At 59.4% G+C, this 20710-nt stretch carries 25 protein-coding genes; 2 read left to right on the plus strand and 23 right to left on the minus strand.

Going from position 1 to position 20710, the window contains the following annotated elements; all coding sequences use genetic code 11:
- Positions 1-183 precede the first annotated feature (183 nt).
- The 23 genes from A1355_RS16280 to A1355_RS25775 form a co-directional block, all read right to left on the minus strand.
- Entirely contained in the window at positions 184-429 is a 246-nt protein-coding gene (locus A1355_RS16280; RefSeq protein ID WP_064030060.1) for a hypothetical protein, read from the minus strand.
- Positions 416-688, minus strand: a complete 273-nt coding sequence (locus tag A1355_RS16285) for a BrnT family toxin (protein WP_064030062.1) — start codon at positions 686-688, stop codon at positions 416-418. Before A1355_RS16285 ends, A1355_RS16280 begins: the two co-directional genes overlap by 14 nt.
- Before the next feature lie 254 nt (positions 689-942).
- Positions 943-1344 carry a DUF6228 family protein gene (locus tag A1355_RS25305; protein WP_157197916.1) on the minus strand — a complete coding sequence of 134 codons (402 nt, stop codon included), beginning with the start codon at positions 1342-1344 and terminating at the stop codon, positions 943-945.
- Positions 1345-1393: 49 nt separating this feature from the next.
- The gene (locus tag A1355_RS16295; RefSeq protein WP_064030068.1) at positions 1394-1954 is read right to left on the minus strand and encodes a hypothetical protein; all 561 of its coding nucleotides are present in this window, start codon (positions 1952-1954) and stop codon (positions 1394-1396) included.
- A gap of 118 nt (positions 1955-2072) precedes the next feature.
- Positions 2073-2414, minus strand: a complete 342-nt coding sequence (locus A1355_RS16300; protein WP_064030070.1) for a hypothetical protein — start codon at positions 2412-2414, stop codon at positions 2073-2075.
- Positions 2415-2823: 409 nt separating this feature from the next.
- Positions 2824-3639 carry a heme ABC transporter ATP-binding protein gene (locus tag A1355_RS16305; RefSeq protein ID WP_064030072.1) on the minus strand — a complete coding sequence of 272 codons (816 nt, stop codon included), beginning with the start codon at positions 3637-3639 and terminating at the stop codon, positions 2824-2826.
- Position 3640: 1 nt separating this feature from the next.
- The gene (locus A1355_RS16310) at positions 3641-4735 is read right to left on the minus strand and encodes a FecCD family ABC transporter permease (RefSeq protein WP_064030074.1); all 1095 of its coding nucleotides are present in this window, start codon (positions 4733-4735) and stop codon (positions 3641-3643) included.
- Positions 4732-5541, minus strand: coding sequence for a heme/hemin ABC transporter substrate-binding protein (locus A1355_RS16315; protein WP_231883697.1), 810 nt, complete (start codon positions 5539-5541; stop codon positions 4732-4734). Before A1355_RS16315 ends, A1355_RS16310 begins: the two co-directional genes overlap by 4 nt.
- Positions 5542-5916: 375 nt before the next feature.
- Positions 5917-6453 carry a HugZ family protein gene (locus tag A1355_RS16320; protein ID WP_082885592.1) on the minus strand — a complete coding sequence of 179 codons (537 nt, stop codon included), beginning with the start codon at positions 6451-6453 and terminating at the stop codon, positions 5917-5919.
- 39 nt (positions 6454-6492) lie between these two features.
- Positions 6493-7638, minus strand: a complete 1146-nt coding sequence (locus A1355_RS16325; protein ID WP_064030076.1) for a ChuX/HutX family heme-like substrate-binding protein — start codon at positions 7636-7638, stop codon at positions 6493-6495.
- Positions 7639-7709: 71 nt separating this feature from the next.
- Positions 7710-8447 carry a hypothetical protein gene (locus A1355_RS16330; protein WP_064030078.1) on the minus strand — a complete coding sequence of 246 codons (738 nt, stop codon included), beginning with the start codon at positions 8445-8447 and terminating at the stop codon, positions 7710-7712.
- Positions 8448-8593: 146 nt separating this feature from the next.
- Positions 8594-8842 carry a hypothetical protein gene (locus A1355_RS16335; protein ID WP_064030080.1) on the minus strand — a complete coding sequence of 83 codons (249 nt, stop codon included), beginning with the start codon at positions 8840-8842 and terminating at the stop codon, positions 8594-8596.
- Between the two features lie 11 nt (positions 8843-8853).
- Positions 8854-11277, minus strand: a complete 2424-nt coding sequence (locus A1355_RS16340) for a TonB-dependent hemoglobin/transferrin/lactoferrin family receptor (RefSeq protein ID WP_231883698.1) — start codon at positions 11275-11277, stop codon at positions 8854-8856.
- 405 nt (positions 11278-11682) lie between these two features.
- The gene (locus tag A1355_RS16345) at positions 11683-11910 is read right to left on the minus strand and encodes a hypothetical protein (RefSeq protein WP_157197917.1); all 228 of its coding nucleotides are present in this window, start codon (positions 11908-11910) and stop codon (positions 11683-11685) included.
- Positions 11911-12008: 98 nt separating this feature from the next.
- On the minus strand, positions 12009-12431 hold the full coding sequence (locus A1355_RS16350; protein ID WP_064030084.1) for an ExbD/TolR family protein: 423 nt from the start codon (positions 12429-12431) through the stop codon (positions 12009-12011).
- On the minus strand, positions 12431-13162 hold the full coding sequence (locus tag A1355_RS16355; protein ID WP_064030086.1) for a MotA/TolQ/ExbB proton channel family protein: 732 nt from the start codon (positions 13160-13162) through the stop codon (positions 12431-12433). Before A1355_RS16355 ends, A1355_RS16350 begins: the two co-directional genes overlap by 1 nt.
- Positions 13163-13165: 3 nt before the next feature.
- Positions 13166-13957 (minus strand): energy transducer TonB, encoded by a 792-nt coding sequence (locus A1355_RS16360; RefSeq protein ID WP_064030088.1) that lies wholly within the window; start codon positions 13955-13957, stop codon positions 13166-13168.
- Between the two features lie 74 nt (positions 13958-14031).
- Positions 14032-14217 (minus strand): hemin uptake protein HemP, encoded by a 186-nt coding sequence (gene hemP, locus A1355_RS16365; RefSeq protein WP_064030090.1) that lies wholly within the window; start codon positions 14215-14217, stop codon positions 14032-14034.
- Between the two features lie 30 nt (positions 14218-14247).
- Complete coding sequence (locus tag A1355_RS16370; RefSeq protein WP_064030092.1) at positions 14248-14523, minus strand: hypothetical protein; 276 nt, start codon at positions 14521-14523, stop codon at positions 14248-14250.
- A gap of 420 nt (positions 14524-14943) precedes the next feature.
- Positions 14944-15594: a DUF2076 domain-containing protein gene (locus A1355_RS16375; RefSeq protein WP_064030094.1), complete on the minus strand. Its 651-nt coding sequence runs from the start codon at positions 15592-15594 to the stop codon at positions 14944-14946.
- A gap of 305 nt (positions 15595-15899) precedes the next feature.
- Positions 15900-16571, minus strand: a complete 672-nt coding sequence (gene rpe / locus A1355_RS16380) for a ribulose-phosphate 3-epimerase (protein WP_064030096.1) — start codon at positions 16569-16571, stop codon at positions 15900-15902.
- 241 nt (positions 16572-16812) lie between these two features.
- Positions 16813-17487 carry a response regulator transcription factor gene (locus A1355_RS16385; RefSeq protein ID WP_064030099.1) on the minus strand — a complete coding sequence of 225 codons (675 nt, stop codon included), beginning with the start codon at positions 17485-17487 and terminating at the stop codon, positions 16813-16815.
- Positions 17477-17680 (minus strand): hypothetical protein, encoded by a 204-nt coding sequence (locus tag A1355_RS25775; protein ID WP_197471834.1) that lies wholly within the window; start codon positions 17678-17680, stop codon positions 17477-17479. Before A1355_RS25775 ends, A1355_RS16385 begins: the two co-directional genes overlap by 11 nt.
- Positions 17681-17969: 289 nt before the next feature.
- Between A1355_RS25775 and A1355_RS16390 the strand changes: the two genes are divergently transcribed.
- Positions 17970-19778: a methanol/ethanol family PQQ-dependent dehydrogenase gene (locus A1355_RS16390; protein WP_064030101.1), complete on the plus strand. Its 1809-nt coding sequence runs from the start codon at positions 17970-17972 to the stop codon at positions 19776-19778.
- 84 nt (positions 19779-19862) lie between these two features.
- Entirely contained in the window at positions 19863-20705 is an 843-nt protein-coding gene (gene moxJ, locus A1355_RS16395; RefSeq protein WP_064030104.1) for a methanol oxidation system protein MoxJ, read from the plus strand.
- Positions 20706-20710 lie beyond the last annotated feature (5 nt).

Here is a 20710-nt window from a genome sequence, read left to right on the forward strand (position 1 = left end):
ACAGTGGTCGAGTCGGCTGGCTCTATGGATGCGGCCGTCGAGAAAACCGGGGCGATTCCGTGCGGTTCGCAAGCTCACCGGTATCGGCGCCAGCGGATGTTGCGAGCAGAGGTAGGGGCGGCAAAATTGCCCACCGTTCGAATCCGCGTGGGCAGAAAACCTTGTCCATCCTAGCCAACGGCGCTAACCAAGATCGTTGGAGCGCTGGGTTAAGCTGGTTGATGTTTTCGCCACTTCCAGCAAATACCGAAGTGCTTTATTCACCGCCTCATCATTCGGAAAAGCCTCTGCAATGTCCGGGTCAAGGAGTACCACATTGGTTTCTTCCTTAATTCGGTTCGCATACTTGCCGCGCACGATCTCACCGAAATCCGAACGTTGATATTCCGGTCGAAGCTCATCCGCCGTTTCTGATTTAACCTTCTTCATAAATTTGCCTCTCAATGTTTGTGGCTAGTCGTGCCGATATTATGCGAATTGCAATACCTCTTTCGGTATGCGATACCGTGAGCAAACGCCCTTGGGAAGAAATGCCGAATGTAATAAAACGCTCCTCGTCGTTCGAATGATCAGGGTCCTGAGTTGTTGCCGAAAATACATCGCGTAACGCGCTGCTCGCCTCTTCAAAGGTGACGCCATGCTTACGCTGGTTTATTACGGCTTTTTTTGGATCCCATTCAAAATGCATATTCGGTAACTTGTGTTGCCATCGCTCGGCGGAATAGCTGGAGCGTTCTGCTTTACGGGTGCATACCCAATTTTTTCAAGCTGTTCCAAGTGCCCGGAACCCATGTTGCAAATGTGTTTTGAACCGCAGCGACATTGATCGGGCAATTGCAACTTGTCTTGTCGTTGCTCATGTCAATTTTTGTTATTTGAGGCCGAACGCTTAGCTCACCCGATGGAAATCGCATAGTGGTTATAGTTGGGTGACGTGATTAGTTAGCGATCGTTCAACGGAAATACGTGGCTGACATTCTTAAATATTTTCTCAAGCTGACCAGCCTCCAAACCAAGAATGGCATAAAGCCTAAAATTCCCGGACGGATCAACCATTTCAATTCTCAAAGTAACGTGTCCAAGTGATGTGGTTGTCGCTGAGAGACTAAGTTCACCGTCAAGCGCTGACCAAACTTTTTCACCTTCCCATCCTTTCCATGATTCCGCCATTTCTTGAAATAGGAGACTAGGTGGACCCGAGAGATATGTAGAGGATTGAACTTCGCCAACGAATGGCGCTTCGGTTACCGAGGCAACGAAATCAATTGCATCGCTTGTGCTCCCCGACAAACGAAAGCTTAGCCTCGTGGCGTCGTCACAAGATTTTATTGAAACTGTTTCCATAATGGGCGCCAACGTGAGAAGGTATCCCTGTTGACCGCAGGATTAGCCCTCATATCGGGGGCCTGCCGGTCCATGAGTGCAATGCGTGCGGTAAGTTGTCCGGGGGAATGCCTCTCAAGGTAAACACCTCACAGAGAAATGCCTCGGCGGTGTGCAGTGCCTCAAACGCTGCCTGCACGGAAAGAGATTCGTAAGCTGTGATATCGGCCAATCCATGAATTGAAATGCCGGGAATAGAAAGCGTTTCATGGGAACTTGTGAAGTGCATTAGGTTGTGTCGCAGATTCTTCAACTCGATAAACCGTTGCCCAGCACCTTTATCTAGGGGAAGCCTCTGGCCGAATACAAGTTTTGGCCAATTTTTTATCTTTCTGTCGAGGCCGCATTGCGTACGAGCTAACTCTTCGGAAATTTCCTGAGCGGCGTGAGCATAGGCCGGCTCACTGATTAGGACGCGAAAGTAGACGTTGAAAAATACCTCGACACATTGAACTGCCAGGATGACGCAGAGTGCTGCGTCTTGACGAAGCGCCGACTCATCTTTCGCGGCGTGCGCTTCTGCGACACGCGCGCAGAGTCGACGCAGGGCTTGGAACAGCTCCCACACCATGCGATTTGGGGATGACAGTGTGCGATCCGTGGTCATTAGCGTGGAAGTGAGCGGCCCGCGCGGCTTTTCACGCAGTCCCTCTCAACTGACGGGTTAGGCTCTACTCGGTGAGAGCGATCTACTGTGTCCAATGGTTATGAACCTCGGTAACCTGATTTGCCCAAAATGTAAGCCGAGAAATCTGTTCGCGGCCGCCGTTGTAACGGCCAAACTCCTGAGCAATGGCAAAGAATCCCTCACCTGGATTGTTGTCATTTCCGCGGTGAACAATAAGAGCGGTCAGCATTGGCCTTCCTTCTGCGTGTTCATGAACCGCAATCTCGCCTAGCAATCTGGCGATTTCATCACGATCTTCGTCTCTATCCATAGATAAGCCGACTAATGGCGATACGTCGCTGTAGGTGGCTAGTTGTCTTGCTCTTGCAAGCCGCACAAGCTCGTCGTAAAGGGTTTGGTTCATGGTTTTCTTTCTTTTACCTAATTAGTAATTAAACAGCTTCCGTATACCATTCGGCAATCAAAACTAATGACCGGTAACGGGCTGTAGGCATCATTGAATCACTGGATCGACCGATTGCAGCCGGGCTAGTGTTCGCTGCCAGTTTATTCGATTTTACTCCCAATAACACCATTGCCATGCCGGATAAATCCGCAGGATTGAATTGTAAGGTGCCGCCTTCCTTGGCGGCTTTTGTTAACGCATTTCTCCGAACACGTTAAACCGGGTATTCCGGGTAATCGAGTGCCTGCTACGTGGCTCCGGTCCTATTGATCACGGTTATTCCGTTTAAGCTGAGCTCGGCTAAGCCCAGGCGGTGTGCCCTTCGACAGGCTCAGGGCGAACGGTATTTGAAGGCCCGGTTAATAACTCATTGCTCCTGAACGCCCGGCGCTACTTGCCGCCGCGGAATCACCAACGGCGCGTCCGGGTTTTGCGGATGACGGCTGATGCTGACCGGGTAGGCGAATACTTGCCGGATCAGCTCGCTGTTCAGGGTTTGCGCCGGCGTGCCGATGGCGGCCAGCCGGCCTTGATGCAATAGCGCGATGCGGTCGGCGTACAGCGCGGCTAGGTTCAGGTCGTGCAACACCGCCAACACCCCGGCGTGTTGTTCATCGGCGAAGCGGCGGGCGATGGCCAGCACCGCGTGCTGATGGGCCAGGTCCAGCGCCGAGGTGGGTTCGTCCAGCAACAAATAGCGATGCAGCGGGTCTTGCGGTTCCCAGATTTGCGCCAGCACCCGCGCCAGTTGCACTCGTTGGCGTTCGCCGCCGGACAGCGTGGTGTAGATGCGCTCGGCCAGATGGCCGGTATCGGTCATCGCCAGCGCGTGTTCGGCGATGGCCCGGTTTCGCGCGGCGCTGTGGGTTTTGCGTTGCGGGCTGCGGCCCATCAAGGCCACGTCGCGCACCGTGAAGCGGAATGCCAGTCCGGCGCTTTGCGGCAACACGCCGCGCAGCAATGCCGCCTGTTGCGGCGGCCATTCCGCCAGCAGCCGGCCGTTCATCGTCACTTGGCCGGCGAACGGCGCCAGTTCGCCGCTGATGGCCCGCAGCAGGCTGGATTTGCCGGCGCCGTTCGGGCCGGCCACGGCCAGTACTTCGCCGGGGCGCAGTGTCAGCGTCACGCCATCTAGCAAGGTTTTCGCGCCGACGCGCAGGCTCAGGTCTATGGCTTGCAACATGTCAATGGCCCATCAGTTTTTGCCGGAACAGCAGCCACAGAAAAAACGGACTGCCGAGCAGGCCGGTGACGATGCCGATCGGGATTTCGGCCGGCGCCGCCAAACTGCGGGCCAGGTAGTCGGCGCAGATCAACAATAAGGCGCCGAGCAGCGCCGACGCGGGCAATAGCCAGCGGTGGTCCGGCCCTAGGGCCAGTCGCAATAGATGCGGCACCACCAGACCGACGAAGCCGATCACGCCGGACAATGCCACCGCCGCGCCGACGCCGAGCGCAACCAAGGCCACCACGCCGGTTTTGATGCGTTCGACCGGAAATCCCAGATGGCCGGCTTCGGCTTCACCGAGCAGCAAGGCGTTCAAGGCATCGGCCAGCCACGGCAACAGCAGCAAATTGGCCAGTAAAAACGGCGCACCGATGGCGACGCCGTCCCAGCCGGCACCGTTAAGGCTGCCCAGGCTCCAGAAGGTCAAGCTGCGCAACTGGTCGTCGTCGGCCAGATAGACCAGCAAGCCGGTGGCCGAGCCGGCCAGCGCGTTGATGGCGATGCCGGACAGCAACAGCGAGGCTACGTCCAGCCGCTCGCCGCTGTCGGCCAGCCGGTACACCAGCCAACTGACCGCAAAGCCGCCAACTATGGCCGCGACCGGCAATAAATAGGCGCCGAATGCGCCGGCCACGGCGCCGAACAGACTGTCGCGCAACACGATGACCGCCACCGCGGCCAGCGCCGCGCCGCTGGAAACGCCGATCAAGGCCGGATCGGCCAGCGGATTGCGGAATAAACCCTGCATCGCCGCGCCGGACGCCGCCAAGGCTCCCCCGACCAGCAATCCCAACACCAGGCGCGGCGCGCGAATCACCAACAGCACCGCTTGCTGGTCGGTGCCGAACGGCCAGGGCAGGGCGATACCGAAGCGGTCGGCGACGATGGCGACGGCCTGGCCGGCCGAGATGGCGACCGCGCCGCTGCCCAGCGCGGCCAAGGCGGCGACGGCCAGCAGCAATGCCAGCAGCCAGCACAGGCCGGCGCGGCTCAAGCTCGGTTTTAGCCGAAGACGCGGTCCGGCCGTCGCCATCACGGCATGGACGGTCATCGGCCTGCCCCTACGTCGGCGGCAACTGCCGGTTCGCCGTGCAGCCGTTTGGCTAGTTCCAGCACGGCCTGGCCGCTGTGCAAGCCAAAGCCGAGCAAGGCCAGGGTATCGACGATAAAGACTTTACGTTGTTGGCCGGCCGGCGTTTGGGCGATGCCGGGTTGTCGGTAGAACGCCTCCAGGCCGCCGATGGCGTTGGCGGCCACATCGGTTAGTAGAATCACGTCCGGCGCGGCGGCGACCATCGCCTCGGTGCCTATCGGTTTGTTGCCTTGCAGTTCGCCGGCGGCGTTGATGGCGCCGGCCAGCGTTAACACCGCGTCGGCGGCGGTGCCGCGCCCTGAAGCCAGCGGCGCGCCGTGAGCCACCGCCATTAAAAACAGCACCTTGGGTTGCTCGACGCGTTGCGCGCGCCACTGTGCCAATCGGTCGAAGTCGGCTTGCACCTGGCCGGCCAGTGCCCGACCTTGCTCGGGCTTATCCAGCAAGGCGGCGATCGCGCCGATTTTGGCGGTGATGCCGGCGGCGGAATAGTCCTCGGCTAGCGTTTGAATTTGCACGCCGGCCGCGCGCAATTGCTCCAGCACCGCCGGCGGGCCGGCGTGGGCGCTGGCCAGCACCAGGTCCGGGTTTAGCGACAACACGCCTTCGGCCGACAGCGTGCGCATGTAGCCGACTTGCGGCAGCGCCTGGGCGGCGGCCGGGATCAGGCTGGTGGTGTCGACGCCGACCAGACGCTCCGCGCCGTCTAGGGCGTAGACGATTTCGGTCAGCGCGCCGCCGACCGAGACGATGCGGCTCGGCACGGTGGCGTCGGCCGGCGCGGCGGCGGTTAGCCAAAAGAGGGCCGCGCAGGCGGCTCGCGCAAGTTTATGGCTTATTGATCCGGCCCTTAAGTGTGTGAACCGTTCGTGCTGATTTGGTAGAAGTACAAGCCGCCTTTCGACAGGCTCAAGGCGAACGGATATTAAAACTTCACTAGGCCGGATCAATAGGGATGTAGTCTGTTTCATGTTGGGTTTTTCGTTTGATTCATTCATTAGGCCCTATTTATCCCTGGTGCTCCGTTCGGGCTGGGTTCGTCGAAGCTCGAGGTAGTTCGCCCTTCGACAGGCTCAGGACGAACGGTATTTAATGGCAGGATTGATAGGCTGCCTCGCTCGCGGCTAAAGTCGCTCCGCCTATGCCGGCGCTTCGGCCGGTTCGCGGGTCTGGTGGCCGACGTCGTTGACGTGGCGGATTTGCGCCAAGTCGTCGCCTTCAATCGCGAACGCCTTGGCGAAACCTTGCACGAAACTGCCGCGTTGCGGCCGTATCCGGAACAAATGAAAGTCCTGCATTTTTCGTAATTGGCGGATGAAGGCGCCGAATTTTTCCTCGAACAGACTCATCAGGTATTCGAAGGATGCGGTATCGCGGTCGATTTCGGCGGCGGCGCAGTGGTAGGTCACGCGCTGGCGGGCGAACAAGTGCGCGGCCTTGGTTTCGTCTTCGACGAACAGCAGACAGACCTTGCCGTTGTCGAGCAGGTTACGGGTATGGGCGGATAGTTCGCTGACGTAAATGTAGTAGTCGCCGTCGTGGCGCACGTAGGCGGCGTAACTGGCTTCCGGTTCGCCGGCGGCGCCGACGGTCGCCATCAGCACCGAGTCGAAGCTTTGCGGCAGGGCTTGACAGGCGGCGCGGACTTGGTCGAGATCGATGTTTGGGTGGTTCATGATAAAAGTTCTCCGGGAAAAAATGACAAAGTGGTCGGGCTAGACCTGGGTTGGTCTTGGGGATGCCGAGCGCTGTAGTGCCGCCAGGAAGTCGCGCCACGGCGGACTCTCGCCGGCGTCTTCGTCGAATTCGCCGCATAGCGCCGCGACGGTTCGGCCGGCGCCGTCGCGCAGCAGCAGGCCGCTAAAGCGTTGGTGGCGGAAGGCTAGTTCGGCGATCGCCAAGTGATCGATGGCGGTCTCGTTTAAATGCAGATTGAACTGGGGATCGAGGATGTTGAACCAGGGACCGGTAATCCGCAGGTTTTGCACCGGGCCGGCATGGACTTGCAACGCGGCGCGGCTGGCGGTCAGGATGTGGATAGGCAGCAAGGCTTGCGCCAGTTGACCGACGAAATCCCGAAACAGCCCGGCCGGCAGGCACGCGGCCGCTTGCCGGGTTTCGGCGTGGCGCCACAATGCGGTCCAGCGCTGCCATTGGGCCGGCAACTCCGGCTGCGGGTTTAGCCACGGCGCGCCGGGCGCGGTGGCGGGCAGTTCCAGCCGTGCCGACTGATCGGCGGCGCGAAAGCGCTCGACTAAATCCCGATAGGCTTCGATATTCGCGCCTTGGTTTATGACCCCGGCCCGATTGCTCGAGGGCATTCCGTTCGGGCTCGGTTCGTCTAAGCCCGAGGTCGTTCGTCCTTCGACAGGCTCGGGGCGAACGGTCTTTAAGGGTTGGGATAATAGATATATCTTGTGGACGGCTTCGCCGTCGGCACCGAAGAATTGCAGACTGCGGCGCGGGCCGTCGGCCGACGCTTCGCTGACCGCGTAAGCGCAATACCAGTCGCTTAGCGCCAGACACAGGTCGATGCGGCGGCCGGCGACGATCGCCAGCCGGCCGTGGACTTGCGGCCGAGCGTATTCGCCGGTTTTTTCGTGGACGGCGGCGGCGTTGCGGGTCAGCGCCATCACCGGTCCCAGTGCGGCGACGCCGCTCAGCAGCGCCGGCCAGTCGCCGGCTTGCAGCCGGATGACGTTGTCGCCGCAGCCCGAGGCCAACAGTTCCGCTTCGCTGACGCCCAGCGTGGCGGCCGCGTCGCGTATCCGCAGATGCGGCCGGCAGCTTAGCAATTCGCGCCATGCGGCTTTTAAGGTGTCCGGCGCGGTGGCGTCTTGGGTCAATTGAATGTTTAGCATAGCGAATCTCCTACAGGTCGAGGAAGGGGCCGCCTTGCGCGGCGGGGGGCTCGCGCAAGGCGGCGGTCGCATCAAGCGGCCAGGGAGTTACGGCGGTTCGCGTAGAGCAGCGACATCAGACCGGTACCGAACATCCAAACCGCCGCCGGCAACGGCACGTTGGAAATCGGTCCGCCCGAGGTAGTCAGCGGACCGATGTCGATTGCCACTTGGCCCAGGCTCAGGCTGGGTTCGGCGCTGCCGAACGTGAATTGATAGCTGGCCGCCGCGGTCGGCAGATCCCAAAAGGCCAGATACTGCACCAGCGCGACCGCGCCGAACGAGCTGTCGTAGGCCGGATCGTAGTAGGTCTGCGCGGTATAGGTCGGCGCCTCGCCGTTGAGCAGAATGTTGGAGTAATTGGCTTCGACGCCCCAGGTTTCGAATTGCAGCACCGCGCGGGTGGCGCCGGAAGTACTGCCGCTCAGCGAGGCGACGAAGTTTTCGACGACGCTGAAGCTGTACAGATTGCCCGAGCCGGCCACGAAGGTGCCGCTGTTCCAGGCCAGATTGGCATTGCTGGTGCCGGCGCTGCCGACGTCCGGCGCGGCGGTGCGAGTGCCGGGGTAGGAACTGTCGACGAAGGTGTCCCACTCCGCGTAGAGCGTGCCGGTGTCGCCGCGATCCCAACCGCCCCAAGCGGCTTCGCTCGGGGTGTCGAAGCCGTAGCCGGCCGCGTAGGGATCGGGATTGTTGGTGTAATCGGCGTTGGCGATGCCGGCAACGGCCAGCAGGCTGGCGATCAGGGTCGATTGATGCAAGTGTTTCATGGGTAATGTCCTTTGAATGAATGTGAACGCAGCTCTTCGCCAGGAAGACGGTGCGCGGGTATTGCCGAATATACGATCCGCCGCTTCGGCCCCGAGCCGGCGATCCACGATGGCTGACGCCATCGGCGGTGGCGGATGGAAAAAACTCATGAGGTTTCGTCCAGGCCAGCCCGCTCGCGCGGCGGCGCGGCGAGTTCCGTCGGCGGCCGGTAGCGGGACTGGAAATCCACGACGTAGCGGTATTGCTTGCCGCAATGAATGATGACTTCCTTCTGGCCGCGCTTGAGCAGGCGCATTTCCACGCGCAGTTCGCCGAAGCCGTCGTGGTGCAACAGTTCGTCGAACAAGGCTTCCAGTTGTTTTTTCGGGCCGTTGGCCCGGTGGCTATGATTCATCGTGGTTCTCTTCAGTAAGCGATTTTCAGCGTGACGCCGAGGTTGCGGCCGGGCCGGGAATAGCGGTCGCGGATGTCGGCATTGGCGAACGGACCCAAATTCCGGTGCGGATTGCTTTCCTGGGTGTCCACGTCTTCCCAATCGATGTAACGGCTGTCGAAGACGTTGAACACACCGAGGTTTAGGCTGACGTGCGGATTGATCCGGTAATAGGCGTTGAAATCGACGACGCCGTAGCCGCTGGTCAAATAGCTGGCGTCGGCCGGCGCCGCGGCCGCCTGTTTGGGGCCGACCAGGGTCAGGATCAGTTCGCCGCCCCAATCGCCGGCGGCTCGATCGTAACGCAGGCCGACCACGCCCTTGATAGGACTGATCTTACGCAACGCGACATCGTCGCTCCGGCCGCTACGCAGATTGGTACCTTCGGTGTAGGAGCCACTCAGCAGCAGGCTGGCGCCGGACAGTTCGGGCCAAAACCAATCCAGAAATACTTGGCTCTTGAATTCGACGCCTTGCATGCGGATGGGATCGGGGCTGTTGACGGTTTGAAAGGTCAGGTATTGGCAGCCGCTGCCTTGGTCGCAGATGGTCGCGTCGTACATGAAGTCCTCGTAGTCGTTGCGGAACAAGGTCGCGTCGAATTGGCCGGCGCTGCCCTGGCCGCGCAAGCCGACTTCGGCGCCGACGCTGGTTTCCGGAGTCAAGGCGCTGTTGGGTATTGTGGTGTAGCCGAAGGTGGCATTGGTAAAGCCCAGATTGCTGTCGCTGAAGTTGGGACCCCGGAAGCCGTGGCTATATTGGCCGTGCAGCGTGAAGGTGGCGTTCAAATGCAGCAGCGCGCCGAATTTGGGTAGAAAGGCTTCGGCGTCCTTAATGGTCGGTACGATGGGGGCCGCGCCTTCCGCGACGGCTTGGGCCGAAGCCTTTTCGAACAGGTAATCGCTTTGCGGCAATAGCCGGTAGTATTCCCAACGGCCGCCGGGGATCAGTTCGACGCGCCGGCCGAATAGGCCTATCGTGTCCTGCAGGTAAGCGCCGGCCTTGGTAACGGTGCTGAGCGGAAAGTCGCGCACCGGAAATTCGTCGGGCAGTATCGTATGGGTGACGGTACCCTTGCCGTTGCCGCACTCCGGGGTGACGCCGCCCTGGCGCGGCGGACGCGGTTTGCCGGTCAGGCAGGTCAGGGTGCCGTCGCGCTGCTGGGCCACGCTGTTTTTGCTGATCTGGCCGCCGTATTGCAGATCGTGCTCGCCGACGGCGAACTGGAAATGCTTGTCCAGTCGCAGTTGGCCGCCTAAGTCCTGGTTATCGAAATCGAAGATGCGCTCGACCAATACGTGGCCGTTGGCGTTGGAGGTCCGGTCCTGAAAAGTGACCTGGCGGGTGGCCGAGCGTTGCGTGTAAAACTGCCAGAAGACTTGGTCGAACAGCGGCGTTTGCACGGCTTTCAGCGTGTGGTCCAGTGCCAGCCGCCAACGCGATTGGTCGTCGTCGGTCAACATCCGGTTGACGAAGCGGTTGCTGATGTCCAGATTCTGGCCGTACAACGCGTCGAACTCCGAGACTTTGTTCAGCCATTCGCCGCTGATCCGCAGCACGTTGTCGTCGTTGAAGCGGTACAGCAATTTAGCCAGCAGGTTGTAACCCTGATTGTCTTGCGGGCTGGGCAGGGTTCGCCGCGCATCGCGGCTGTCGATGCCGCCTTGGTTGTCGGTTTCGTTGCCGTGGCTGTGGGTGAACACCGCTAATCCCTCCCAGCCGCCCAGCGCGCCGGCGGCGGTGCCGGTTTGGCTGAATTGGTTATCGGTGGTGTTGTAATGCAATTTCAGGCCGGTATAGCTGGGTTTGCCGAATACCTTTAAATAGTCTTGCGGGTCCTTGGTGACGAAATTGACGGTGCCGCCCAGCGCGTCGCCGCCATAGGCCGCCGGGCCGCTGCCGCGTACGATCTCGACCGCTTTCAGCGCGTCCATGTCCACCGCGTTGCGGGTTGAATTGGCGAACGAGCCGATGCTGAAGCTATCCGGCAGGCGCACGCCGTCGATCTGCATCAATACCCGGTTGCCGCCTAGTCCGCGTATCGTGAAGCCGGTCGAGCCGAAACGTTGCGGATCGCTGCCGACATTGACACCGGGTTCGTAGCGAATCAGATCCTTGATGTCGCGGACCATGCGTTGCTCTATCGTCGCCGCTTCTATCGTCGATTGGGTACCGGCTGAGGCGGTCTTTTTGACTTCCGCGGCGGATTTGACCGTGACGGTCGGTAGCTCGAGGTCTTCCGCCGCGTCCGTGGAAGGCTCTTCGGCGTGTGTCGGACCGGCCAGCAGCCACAGCATCAGGCACAGCCGGCAATGCCGCGCATCCCGCTTGGGCAGCGGCTTCGGATAGCGGCGTCGGATGCCGGGTATCGTCGAAAATTCGTGTATGTCAACCATGTGTTGTCGCAAGCAGTCGGAATCGCTGGCTGCCTGGCACGCTGGCTAGGGGGCTGACGGGGTTTAAGGTCAAATAATTTCGACAGGCCGTTTGGGCCTTGTCGTTCGCCGAGTTGGCCGGTCGGCCAATCCGATTTATAAAGCGGTCCCATCTATCACGGGTATTTCCGTTCGGGCTGGGTTCGGCTAAGCCCAGGCTGGCGTGCCCTTCGACAGGCTCGGGGCGAACGGTGTTTATAAGGGCCGGGTTAATTCTACTTTGTCAGATTTAAGCAATGCCGTCATGCCCGCCGGGACGCGGGCATCCAGTGCCATGGATGGCAAGCTTCGATCCGTCCGTGGGGTCTGGATTTCGGCAATCCCTGCCGAAATGACGAGCACTACCGAGAATCTGACAAGGTAGCATTAATAAATCGGTACTTTCTCTATCAGCCGGAGACGCCATGGCGTCGTCGGGCCGTTCGATGGCTTGGCGGCAAACGGAAGGGTGACATCCTTGTCGGCCGACCTATCCTGGTCGGCATCCGTCGCAGTCACGACCGCCGCGCTGTTCAAACGGCGGTTCGCGGCAGCCTTGCCATCAGTGCTCGGGTTCCGCGCCGGGAGCAGTACCGATAACATCGGAATTCGCATGCGTGCTCCGTGAGACTAGCGTTGTCCTCGAGTATTCGGCTACCTGGCGGTCGAAGGCTGGGTGGCGGGTTGGCCGGATCGCGGTCCGGCCGCGCGGGTTAAGGTTTTTCCGGCTCGGAGACGAAACCGATTCGGGTGACGCCGGCCTTGGCGGCATCGGCCAAGGTCTCGGCAACGAAACGGTACGGCACGTTTTGGTCGGCGCGCACATGCAGTTCCGGCTGTTCGGGCGACTGGGCGATTTCCGTCAGGCGTCGCCGACATTCGTCGCGGTCGATCGCGTCTCGATTCCAGAATATCCCGCCGTCCGCGTCGATGGACAGCGCGATCGGCGGCTGCTCGGGCCGTTGCGGAATGCTGCTGGCCTTGGGCAGGTCGATTTTCACCGCGTGGGTCATCATCGGCGCGGTGATCATGAAAATCACCAGCAGCACCAGCATTACGTCGATCAACGGGATCATGTTGATTTCCGACACGGTGTGGCCGCCGGCGCCCTGTTTGTCGAAGCCGCCGAAAGCCATTAGTGTTCTCCGCCGACGTAAGCCAGTTCCGCGCCGATGGGCTGAGTGGGGATCTGGCCCGGATTCAGCGCGCTGCCGGTGGTCAGGAAGGCAAACAGATCATGGGCGAAGCCGTCCAGGCGCGACAGCAACAGGCGATTGCCGCGCACGCAGTCGTTATAGGCCAGTACCGCCGGAATCGCGACCGCCAAACCCAGGCCGGTCATGATCAGCGCTTCGCCGACCGGTCCGGCGATTTGGTCCAGGGTTGCCAGTCCGCCCTGGCCGATACCGACCAGCGCGTGATAAACCCCCCACACCGTGCCGAACAGGCCGACGAAAGGCGCGGTGCTGGCGATCGAGGCGAGCGCGGTCAGGCCCCATTCCAGTTGGGCGGTTTCTTCGTCGATGGCGCGGCGCATCGCTCGGGTCAGAAAGTCGCTCGCCGAGCCGGCTTGCTGCAACCCGTGGCCGTGGCGGGCGTGATGCTGACTGGCCGCCAGCGCATGCCGGGTTAGGTTGCTGAATGGATCGCGGCCTCGTACCTGGCTCGCGACCTCGGATAAGGTGTCCGCGTTCCAGAAGCGGCGCAGAAAGTCGTCGGCTTGGCGCCGCACGCGCACCGCGCGCCACGCTTTCACGACGATGAAATACCAACTGGCCACCGACATCGTCAGCAGCAGGCCGAACAAGCCGGCCCCGACGCTGTCGGTTTGGCTCAGAAAGTGATTGAGGCTTTGGTTGAGTTCCATGGTTTATCCTTCCAGAGAGAATGAAACGGGTATCACGACCCAGGCGGAGACGGTTTGTTCGCCGCGTTTGGCGGGCACGAAGCGCCATTGTTTGACGGTTTCCAGCGCGGCTTGGTCGAGGCGGTCGTAGCCGCTGGTTTTGCGCAACGTGACTTGGTCCACTCCGCCGTCGCCGTTGACCAGGACCCGGAGCAGGACCTTGCCTTGCTCGCCCAGTTGGCGGGAGGCGGGCGGGTAGGTAGGCGCTGGATTGTTCAGATAATCGGCATTCAGGTTCGGTAGGCTCAACGGCGCGGAGGCGTTGGCGGTTTCCGCTGGCGCGGATGTCGGCGCGGGCGCCGAAGGGGTGATTGCGGGGGTTGGCGCGGATTCGGCGGGCGGCAATTCCGGTATGGGTTCCGGCGCGGCGCTTGAGGCGGATTCATGGTTGGCCGCCGCGATTAGACGCGGTTGCTTGAGCGGCTTGGCGGCGGCCTTGGTTTTGTTGACCGCCTTGGCCGGTGTCGGGACCGGCGGTTTTGGCTGGACTTGCGGCGGCTCCGATGCCGGTTGGGCGCTATTGATCCATTCCACCATGATGGGGCGCGGCGGCGTCGGCGATGGTTGGGTATCACTGTTCGGCATCAAGCCGAACCAGGTCAGATGCAGTCCGATTGCCAAAACCAAACCTAAGCCGCTTTCGTTGATTTCAGCGGTGCGTGCGGTGATGGCTGCGGATTGATACGGACGCTCGGCCGGCAAAAAGCGCATCGGCGCCAGGCAGGATAGCGAACGTAAGCGGTGGGTCGGTAACATGACAGCCTCTCCGTCAAGGGTGGAAAAGATTGGCTGGCTACCGGAGGGTGGCTGGCTGAGGTGGATGGAACGCGCTATTTGGTCAAAATCAGTTTGCCGTTGCTGGTAATGCGCAGTCGGTATTCTTCGCCTTGGTGCTCAATGACGATCTCGGTTTGGGCGCCGAACAGCGCGCGACTGTTCAGTCGCGGTCGGTTGCGCAAGGCCTCGGCATTGGCGCCGGCGGTTTTTGCCGTTGGGTTGGTGTTGGTTTCGGTCATAGGTTTCTTCCGGAATGGGTCGCGACGAATTTACTGGTATCGCGGCAGGCCGCCGTCCCGCCGATCAAGCAATAAGCCCGTCACGCGCTGCCAGTGGTCGTGCAGTTGTAAATACATATCGCGACTGGCGGCGGTATGGTCCAATTGCGGATGGCTTAACAGCAGCGCCAGCTGGCTGACGATGCGGTGCGCTAGTTTCGGGCAATGCCGGCCGTTGATGAATTGGGTCATTAGCAAGCAGGTCATCGTGTGTAGCTGCGTCAATTCACGGCCGTGGGCCGGGCTGGATAGTTGATCGTCGAACATGATGCCTCCGCAAACTTTGGAAATGATCAAAAACGCCGCACGCTGTTTAACGTGTTCAAGTTGTGCAGGTGCGGCGTGACAGGACGAGAGAACACTGTCGGTTACAAATGATAATGATTCTCAAATTCGAGTCAAGCGGAATTTTTGGGTGATATCGTAAGAGGGGCTTAAAAGACTTTGCGTTTGCAGGATTCGAGGGTTTAGAGCAACGCGTTTACATTGGTGTGCGAATGTCGCCGAAAGTTAGTACCCGGTAAGTATGGAAATGGCCGGAGTTGCGGGTATTTCGGTGACGGAGGGGGCAGCAATAGACCTGACTGCGCCGGTTTGCGGACGCGATCGGTAACGGATTGTTGGTGATGGGGTGGTGAGGCGCGCCCGACGAATCTGCGGGCGCGCGAAGAAAGGTCTCTGTGCTGGTTAAATCCAGTCGGAATCGCTGTCATCGACGGCATCGGCGTCATAGCCGCTATCGTCGCCGACCAAATAGTCGTTGCGATTATCGTCCGCTTGGGCGGTCTGGATTGCGTCGTCGCCGTAATAGTTGTTGATGACGGTTTGTTCCGGCATCAATTCGTTGGCGCCGTTGTGATTTCCCCAGGCAGATCCGCCGAAGCCGCTACCGTGGTGCCCCAACAGGCTTTCGATACCTTGAAACAAAAACGATCCCGCCACGACCCCAGCCGCCGTGGTGGCGATGTTGCCGAGAAAACTGGAACCGCCGCCGAAACTGCTCGCTTGCGACGGCATTGCCGCCGTTCTAGGGGGCTGGTAGCTGCCGGCACCCGGAACGCCCGCGCCCGACGGTTGCGCCCACGGGTCGTTTTGCAAAAATCCGCCGCGTTGCGGCGTGTTCTGCAATTGGTTTTGAAGCTCGGCGATTTGTGCTTTCGCGGCGTTTAGGGCTTGGTCTTGCAACATCGCGCGTTGGACCAGCAGGTAGGCGGCATCCGGCTGTCGCGCGACTGCCTGGGCGATCAGCGCTTCGGCTTCGGCGTCCTTGGCGGTCAATTTGAATTCGCTCAAGGGTTTCAAAAACTGGGTAAGTTGATCGCGTTCTTGTGGATTCATAGGAATGGCTCCCTGACGTTAAAATAAGCCGGCCCCGCGGCCGGTGTCGCAACTGACTGCCGGATCGGCATAAAGTTTCCAAGAGTCTGGGGATGGCTGGCGGATTTTCAATAGCACTGCGATCTCGCGTGGTGTTGGGAAAGTCACGAATTACGCGGTGTGAACTTAGAGCCAGGCACGCATTGAGCCGGGCAGAGGAGCCGGCCAAGCGAAGAAGCTGTCGCCGGCCATATAGCCGGCGACAGACTGAAGCGAATCGGACTGGGTAAGCGTTGCGGGCTCGGTCCTTTCGCCGGAGAGACGGTTTACTGGGCTTTCGCCAATTCGGCGCGCATTTCGGCGATGACGGCTTTGTAATCGGGCTTGCCGAAGATCGCCGAACCGGCGACGAAGGTGTCGGCGCCCGCTTCCTTAATCTCGCGGATATTGGCGGCGTTGACACCGCCGTCGATTTCCAGGCGGATGTCCAAACCGCTGTCGTCGATGATTTTTCTGACCTGGCGCAATTTAGGCAGCGCGGAAGGCAGGAAAGACTGGCCGCCGAAGCCGGGGTTGACCGACATCAGCAAAATCATGTCGCATTTGTCCAGGACGTGGTCGAGGAAGGACAGCGGCGTGGCCGGGTTGAAGACCAGGCCGGATTTGCAGCCGTGGTCGCGGATCATTTGCAGGCTGCGGTCGATGTGGCGCGAGGCTTCCGGGTGGAAGGTGATGTAACTGGCGCCGGCCTTGGCGAAGTCGGGAATGATGCGATCGACCGGTTCAATCATCAAATGCACGTCGATCGGCGCGGTCACGCCGTGCTTGCGCAACGCGTCGCAAACCAAGGGGCCTATCGTCAGATTCGGTACAAAATGGTTGTCCATCACATCGAAATGCACAATATCCGCGCCGGCATTCAACACGTTGACGACTTCCTCGCCCAAACGCGCGAAGTCGGCGGAAAGTATGGAGGGTGCAATCAGATTATCAGCCATTTTTTTTATCCTGTTGGTGAGGTGAAGACCCGACATTATATTAAGTATTCGCGGTGAATTTCGGTTTTTTTGGCCGTAGTCAGCCGGGCGCTAGCTAGGTTCGGCGAGTCCGTGTCGGGACGGTTTTTAGCTGGGATTCGAGGATGGGCGAGTGTGAGGTCGCTTCGCCTCTGGAGGCTGTCGTAAAAATCAAAACAGAACCCTCTTCCGCGAGGAGAGGGGGCGTTAACGATACCCGCCCTCAGACGACAGCCGTATTGATGTCCGACGCCGGTTTGACGATGCCTTGCCGGCTGGCCAGCAAGGTCAGCTCCGCCATATTTTTTACGCCCAGTTTGTCCTTGATCGCGGTCGCGTGGTTGCAAACGGTTTTGTAACTCAGGCAGAGTTTTTCGGCGGCCTCCCGCGACGTCAAGCCGTTCGCCAACAGGCAGAAAATGTCGAATTCGCGCGGCGACAAGGCCTTGATCTTGGTCTCTTCATCCTGGTCCACGGCCATATTGATCGCCAGCTGCTGGGCGATATCCGGATCGACATAGGTACCGCCCTCGGCGATCGTGCACACCGCCGTCACCAAGGTGTCGGGCTCGTTGTTTTTAGTGATGTAACCTTTCGCGCCGGCTTTGATCGCCCTGGTCACGTAAACCAGCTCGTTGTGGATGCTGAACACCAGGATGCGGCACTGCGGGTGTCGGCTCAACAGGCGGCGTATCGACTCGAAGCCGCCCAATCCGGGCATCGACAAATCCATGACCACGACATCCGGCGTCTGCTTGGAATAGAGTTGGCAAGCGGTTTCGCCACGGTCCGCCTCGTAAATTTCGCCGATGCGTTCCGATAGACCTAGGTAGGTTTTATAACCGGTTCTGACGACCGCGTGGTCGTCTACCAGCAAGACATTGATTTTACGATTCACTGAGTTCAGCCGGAAAAAAGTGGGTTGGATTGCCGGCGGCGTTGATGCGTCGGATCCGGGTTTGCACAGCGGCTTCGATGCCGCAGTGGTCATGATGCCCGTTTTCGTCGATTCGGACTATGGGAGCTTTTCCTGTTCTGATCGCGGTGTCGCGTGGTTGTACGGGAATATTTCTCGACAATTTTCTTGTCATTTTCCCCGTTTCTTCATGGATTCTTCCGTAACGCCGCAAGGGGGGCTTTCTTTACCATTTGCGGCAGCATGGCACGGCCGGTCTTAAGTCTTCGTGTGCGACTTGATCGAGACGGCTGATGTGAAAAGGCGATGGTTTCGCCGCGGGTTCCCGGATCAAGCCTAAGTCGAGCGCACCCCCGTTCGGTTTCGGTGGGGACTGTCGTCGGCGCATCGGCTTTTTAACCTAAGGCTCCCTTAAACCTGATCTGTCGGGCCATGCACCCCACATAAACAACACAGGAGGATTCATGCAAATTTCACGATTTGCCAAGCAGGTCACGACATCGGCTCTATTGACGAGCGCCGCGCTGGCCGTGTCGCAATCGGCACAGGCGAATAAGGAACTTGAACAATTGTCCAAGCAAAACACCAACTGGGTGATGCAGACCAAGGACTACAGTTCCACGCATTTCAGCGAGTTGATCGACATCAATGCCAATAACGTCAAGAATTTGAAAGTTGCGTGGTCGTTTTCGACCGGCGTACTGAACGGTCATGAAGGTGGCCCCTTGGTCGTCGACGGCATCATGTACGTGCATACGCCGTATCCGAATAACGTGTTTGCCCTGGATTTGAACAATCCCGACAAGATTTTTTGGCAATTCAAGCCTAAGCAAAATCCCGCCGCTCGCGCCGTGGCTTGCTGCGACGTCGTCAATCGCGGGCTGGCATATGCACCGGCGGGCAAGGATTACCCCGCCACGATCTTTCTGAATCAGTTGGACGGTCACATCGTCGCGCTGAACGCCAAGACCGGCGAAGTTTTGTGGAAAATGGAAAATTCCGACATCGCGATGGGTTCGACTCTGACCATGGCGCCGTTCGTCGTCAAGGACAAAGTCATCGTCGGTTCCGCCGGAGCCGAGTTGGGCGTGCGCGGTTATGCCACGGCCTACAACATCAAGGATGGCAAGCAGGCGTGGCGGGTGTACGCGACCGGTCCCGACGAAGACTTGAAACTCGCGAGAGACTTTAATAACGCCAATCCGCATTACGGTCAGTTTGGCTTGGGACAAAAAACCTGGGAAGGCGACGCCTGGAAAATCGGCGGCGGCACCAACTGGGGTTGGTACGCTTACGATAGCGACCTGGAGATGCTGTACTACGGTTCCGGTAACCCCGCGCCGTGGAACGAAACCATGCGGCCCGGCGATAACAAATGGACCATGACGATCTGGGGGCGCGACGTTAACACCGGCGAAGCCAAGTTCGGCTACCAAAAAACGCCGCACGACGAGTGGGACTATGCCGGCGTCAACTACATGGGCTTGTCCGAGCAAGTGGTCAACGGCAAAAAACGCAAATTGCTGACTCACCCCGACCGGAACGGTCTGGTTTACACCCTGGATCGTGAAAATGGCGATTTGATCAATGCCTTCAAAATCGACGACACCGTCAACTGGGTGAAAAAAGTCGATTTGCAAACCGGCTTGCCGATCCGCGACCCGGAATATTCGACACACATGGACCACCAAGCCACTGGCATCTGTCCGTCGGCGATGGGTTACCACAACCAAGGTATCGAATCCTACGATCCGAACAAGCAATTGTTCTTCATGGGTACCAACCACATCTGCATGGACTGGGAACCGTTCATGCTGCCTTACCGCGCGGGTCAGTTCTTCGTCGGCGCGACTTTGAACATGTACCCGGGTCCGAAAGGCACCTTGGGACAAGTTAAGGCGATGAACTCGGTCACCGGCAAAATGGAATGGGAAGTTCAGGAGAAATTCGCGGTTTGGGGCGGCACCACCGCGACGGCCGGCGACTTGGTGTTCTACGGCACCTTGGACGGCTACATCAAGGCCCGTCATTCCAAAACCGGCGAGGAACTGTGGAAGTTCAAACTGCCTTCCGGCGTCATCGGTCACCCGATTACCTATAAACACAACAACAAACAATATGTTGCGATTTATTACGGTGTCGGCGGCTGGCCAGGCGTCGGCTTGGTATTCGACCTAGCCGACCCAACCGCCGGTCTCGGTGCGGTGGGTGCGTTCAAGGAGTTGGCGCATTACACCCAAATGGGCGGCGGCGTCATGGTGTTCTCGCTGTAAATCGTAGGGTGGGCACATTGTGCCCACCTTTGGTCGACCGAATCGGTGGGTATTGCATGCCCACCCTACGCTGAAATCCAAACCATGAAAAAAGCGATACATATTTTTACCGCGTTGGCGCTGGGTATCGGGTCTGCCTGCGCCCAAGCCGAACCACCGGCCTTGAAAGTCTGCACGGCGGAAAACGAAATGCCTTACGCCAACAAAGCCGGCGAAGGCTTCGAAAACAAACTGGCGCAATACGTTGCGGAGCAACTGGGTCGCAAGCTGGAAGCGGTGACTTGGACCGATCCGCGTTACTTCATCCGCGACTTCGTCGACAAAGGCTTGTGCGACGTGGTGATGGGTGTCGATCACGGCGATCCGCGTTTGCTGACCACGCTGCCGTATTACCGGTCCGGCTATGTCTTCATTACCCGCGAGCAAGATCATTTGGACCTGCGGAACTGGGACAGCCCGGCGTTGAAAACCGCCAAGCGCATCGCGTTCGCGCCTGGTACGCCGGCGGAAACCATGCTCAGGGCGATAGGCCGTTACAACGACATGTTCAGCTATCAGCAAGAGCTGGTCGGGTTCAAATCCAAGCGCAATCAGTACGTCAAGTACGACAACGACAAGCTGGTGAATGAAGTGGCTACCGGCAAAGCGGAAATCGCCGTGTTATGGGGGCCGGCCGCGGCGCGTTACGTTAAAGCGTCCAATACCCCGTTGACGATGACGGTAATACCGGACGACAACAAGCGAGCCGACGGTGAAAAAGTCGGTTTCCACTACAGCACCTCGATCGGCGTGCGTAAGGGCGAAGTCGCGTTGTTGGAGCAATTGAACAAAATTGTAAGAGACAAGCAAGACGAGATCGGCGAACTGCTGGAAGCGGAAGGTATTCCGCTACTGGACGAACCCGAGACCGCCTTGTCCATGAACTAACAGGA

The organism is Methylomonas koyamae (assembly GCF_001644025.1).
Classification (GTDB): Bacteria; Pseudomonadota; Gammaproteobacteria; order Methylococcales; family Methylomonadaceae; genus Methylomonas; species Methylomonas koyamae_A.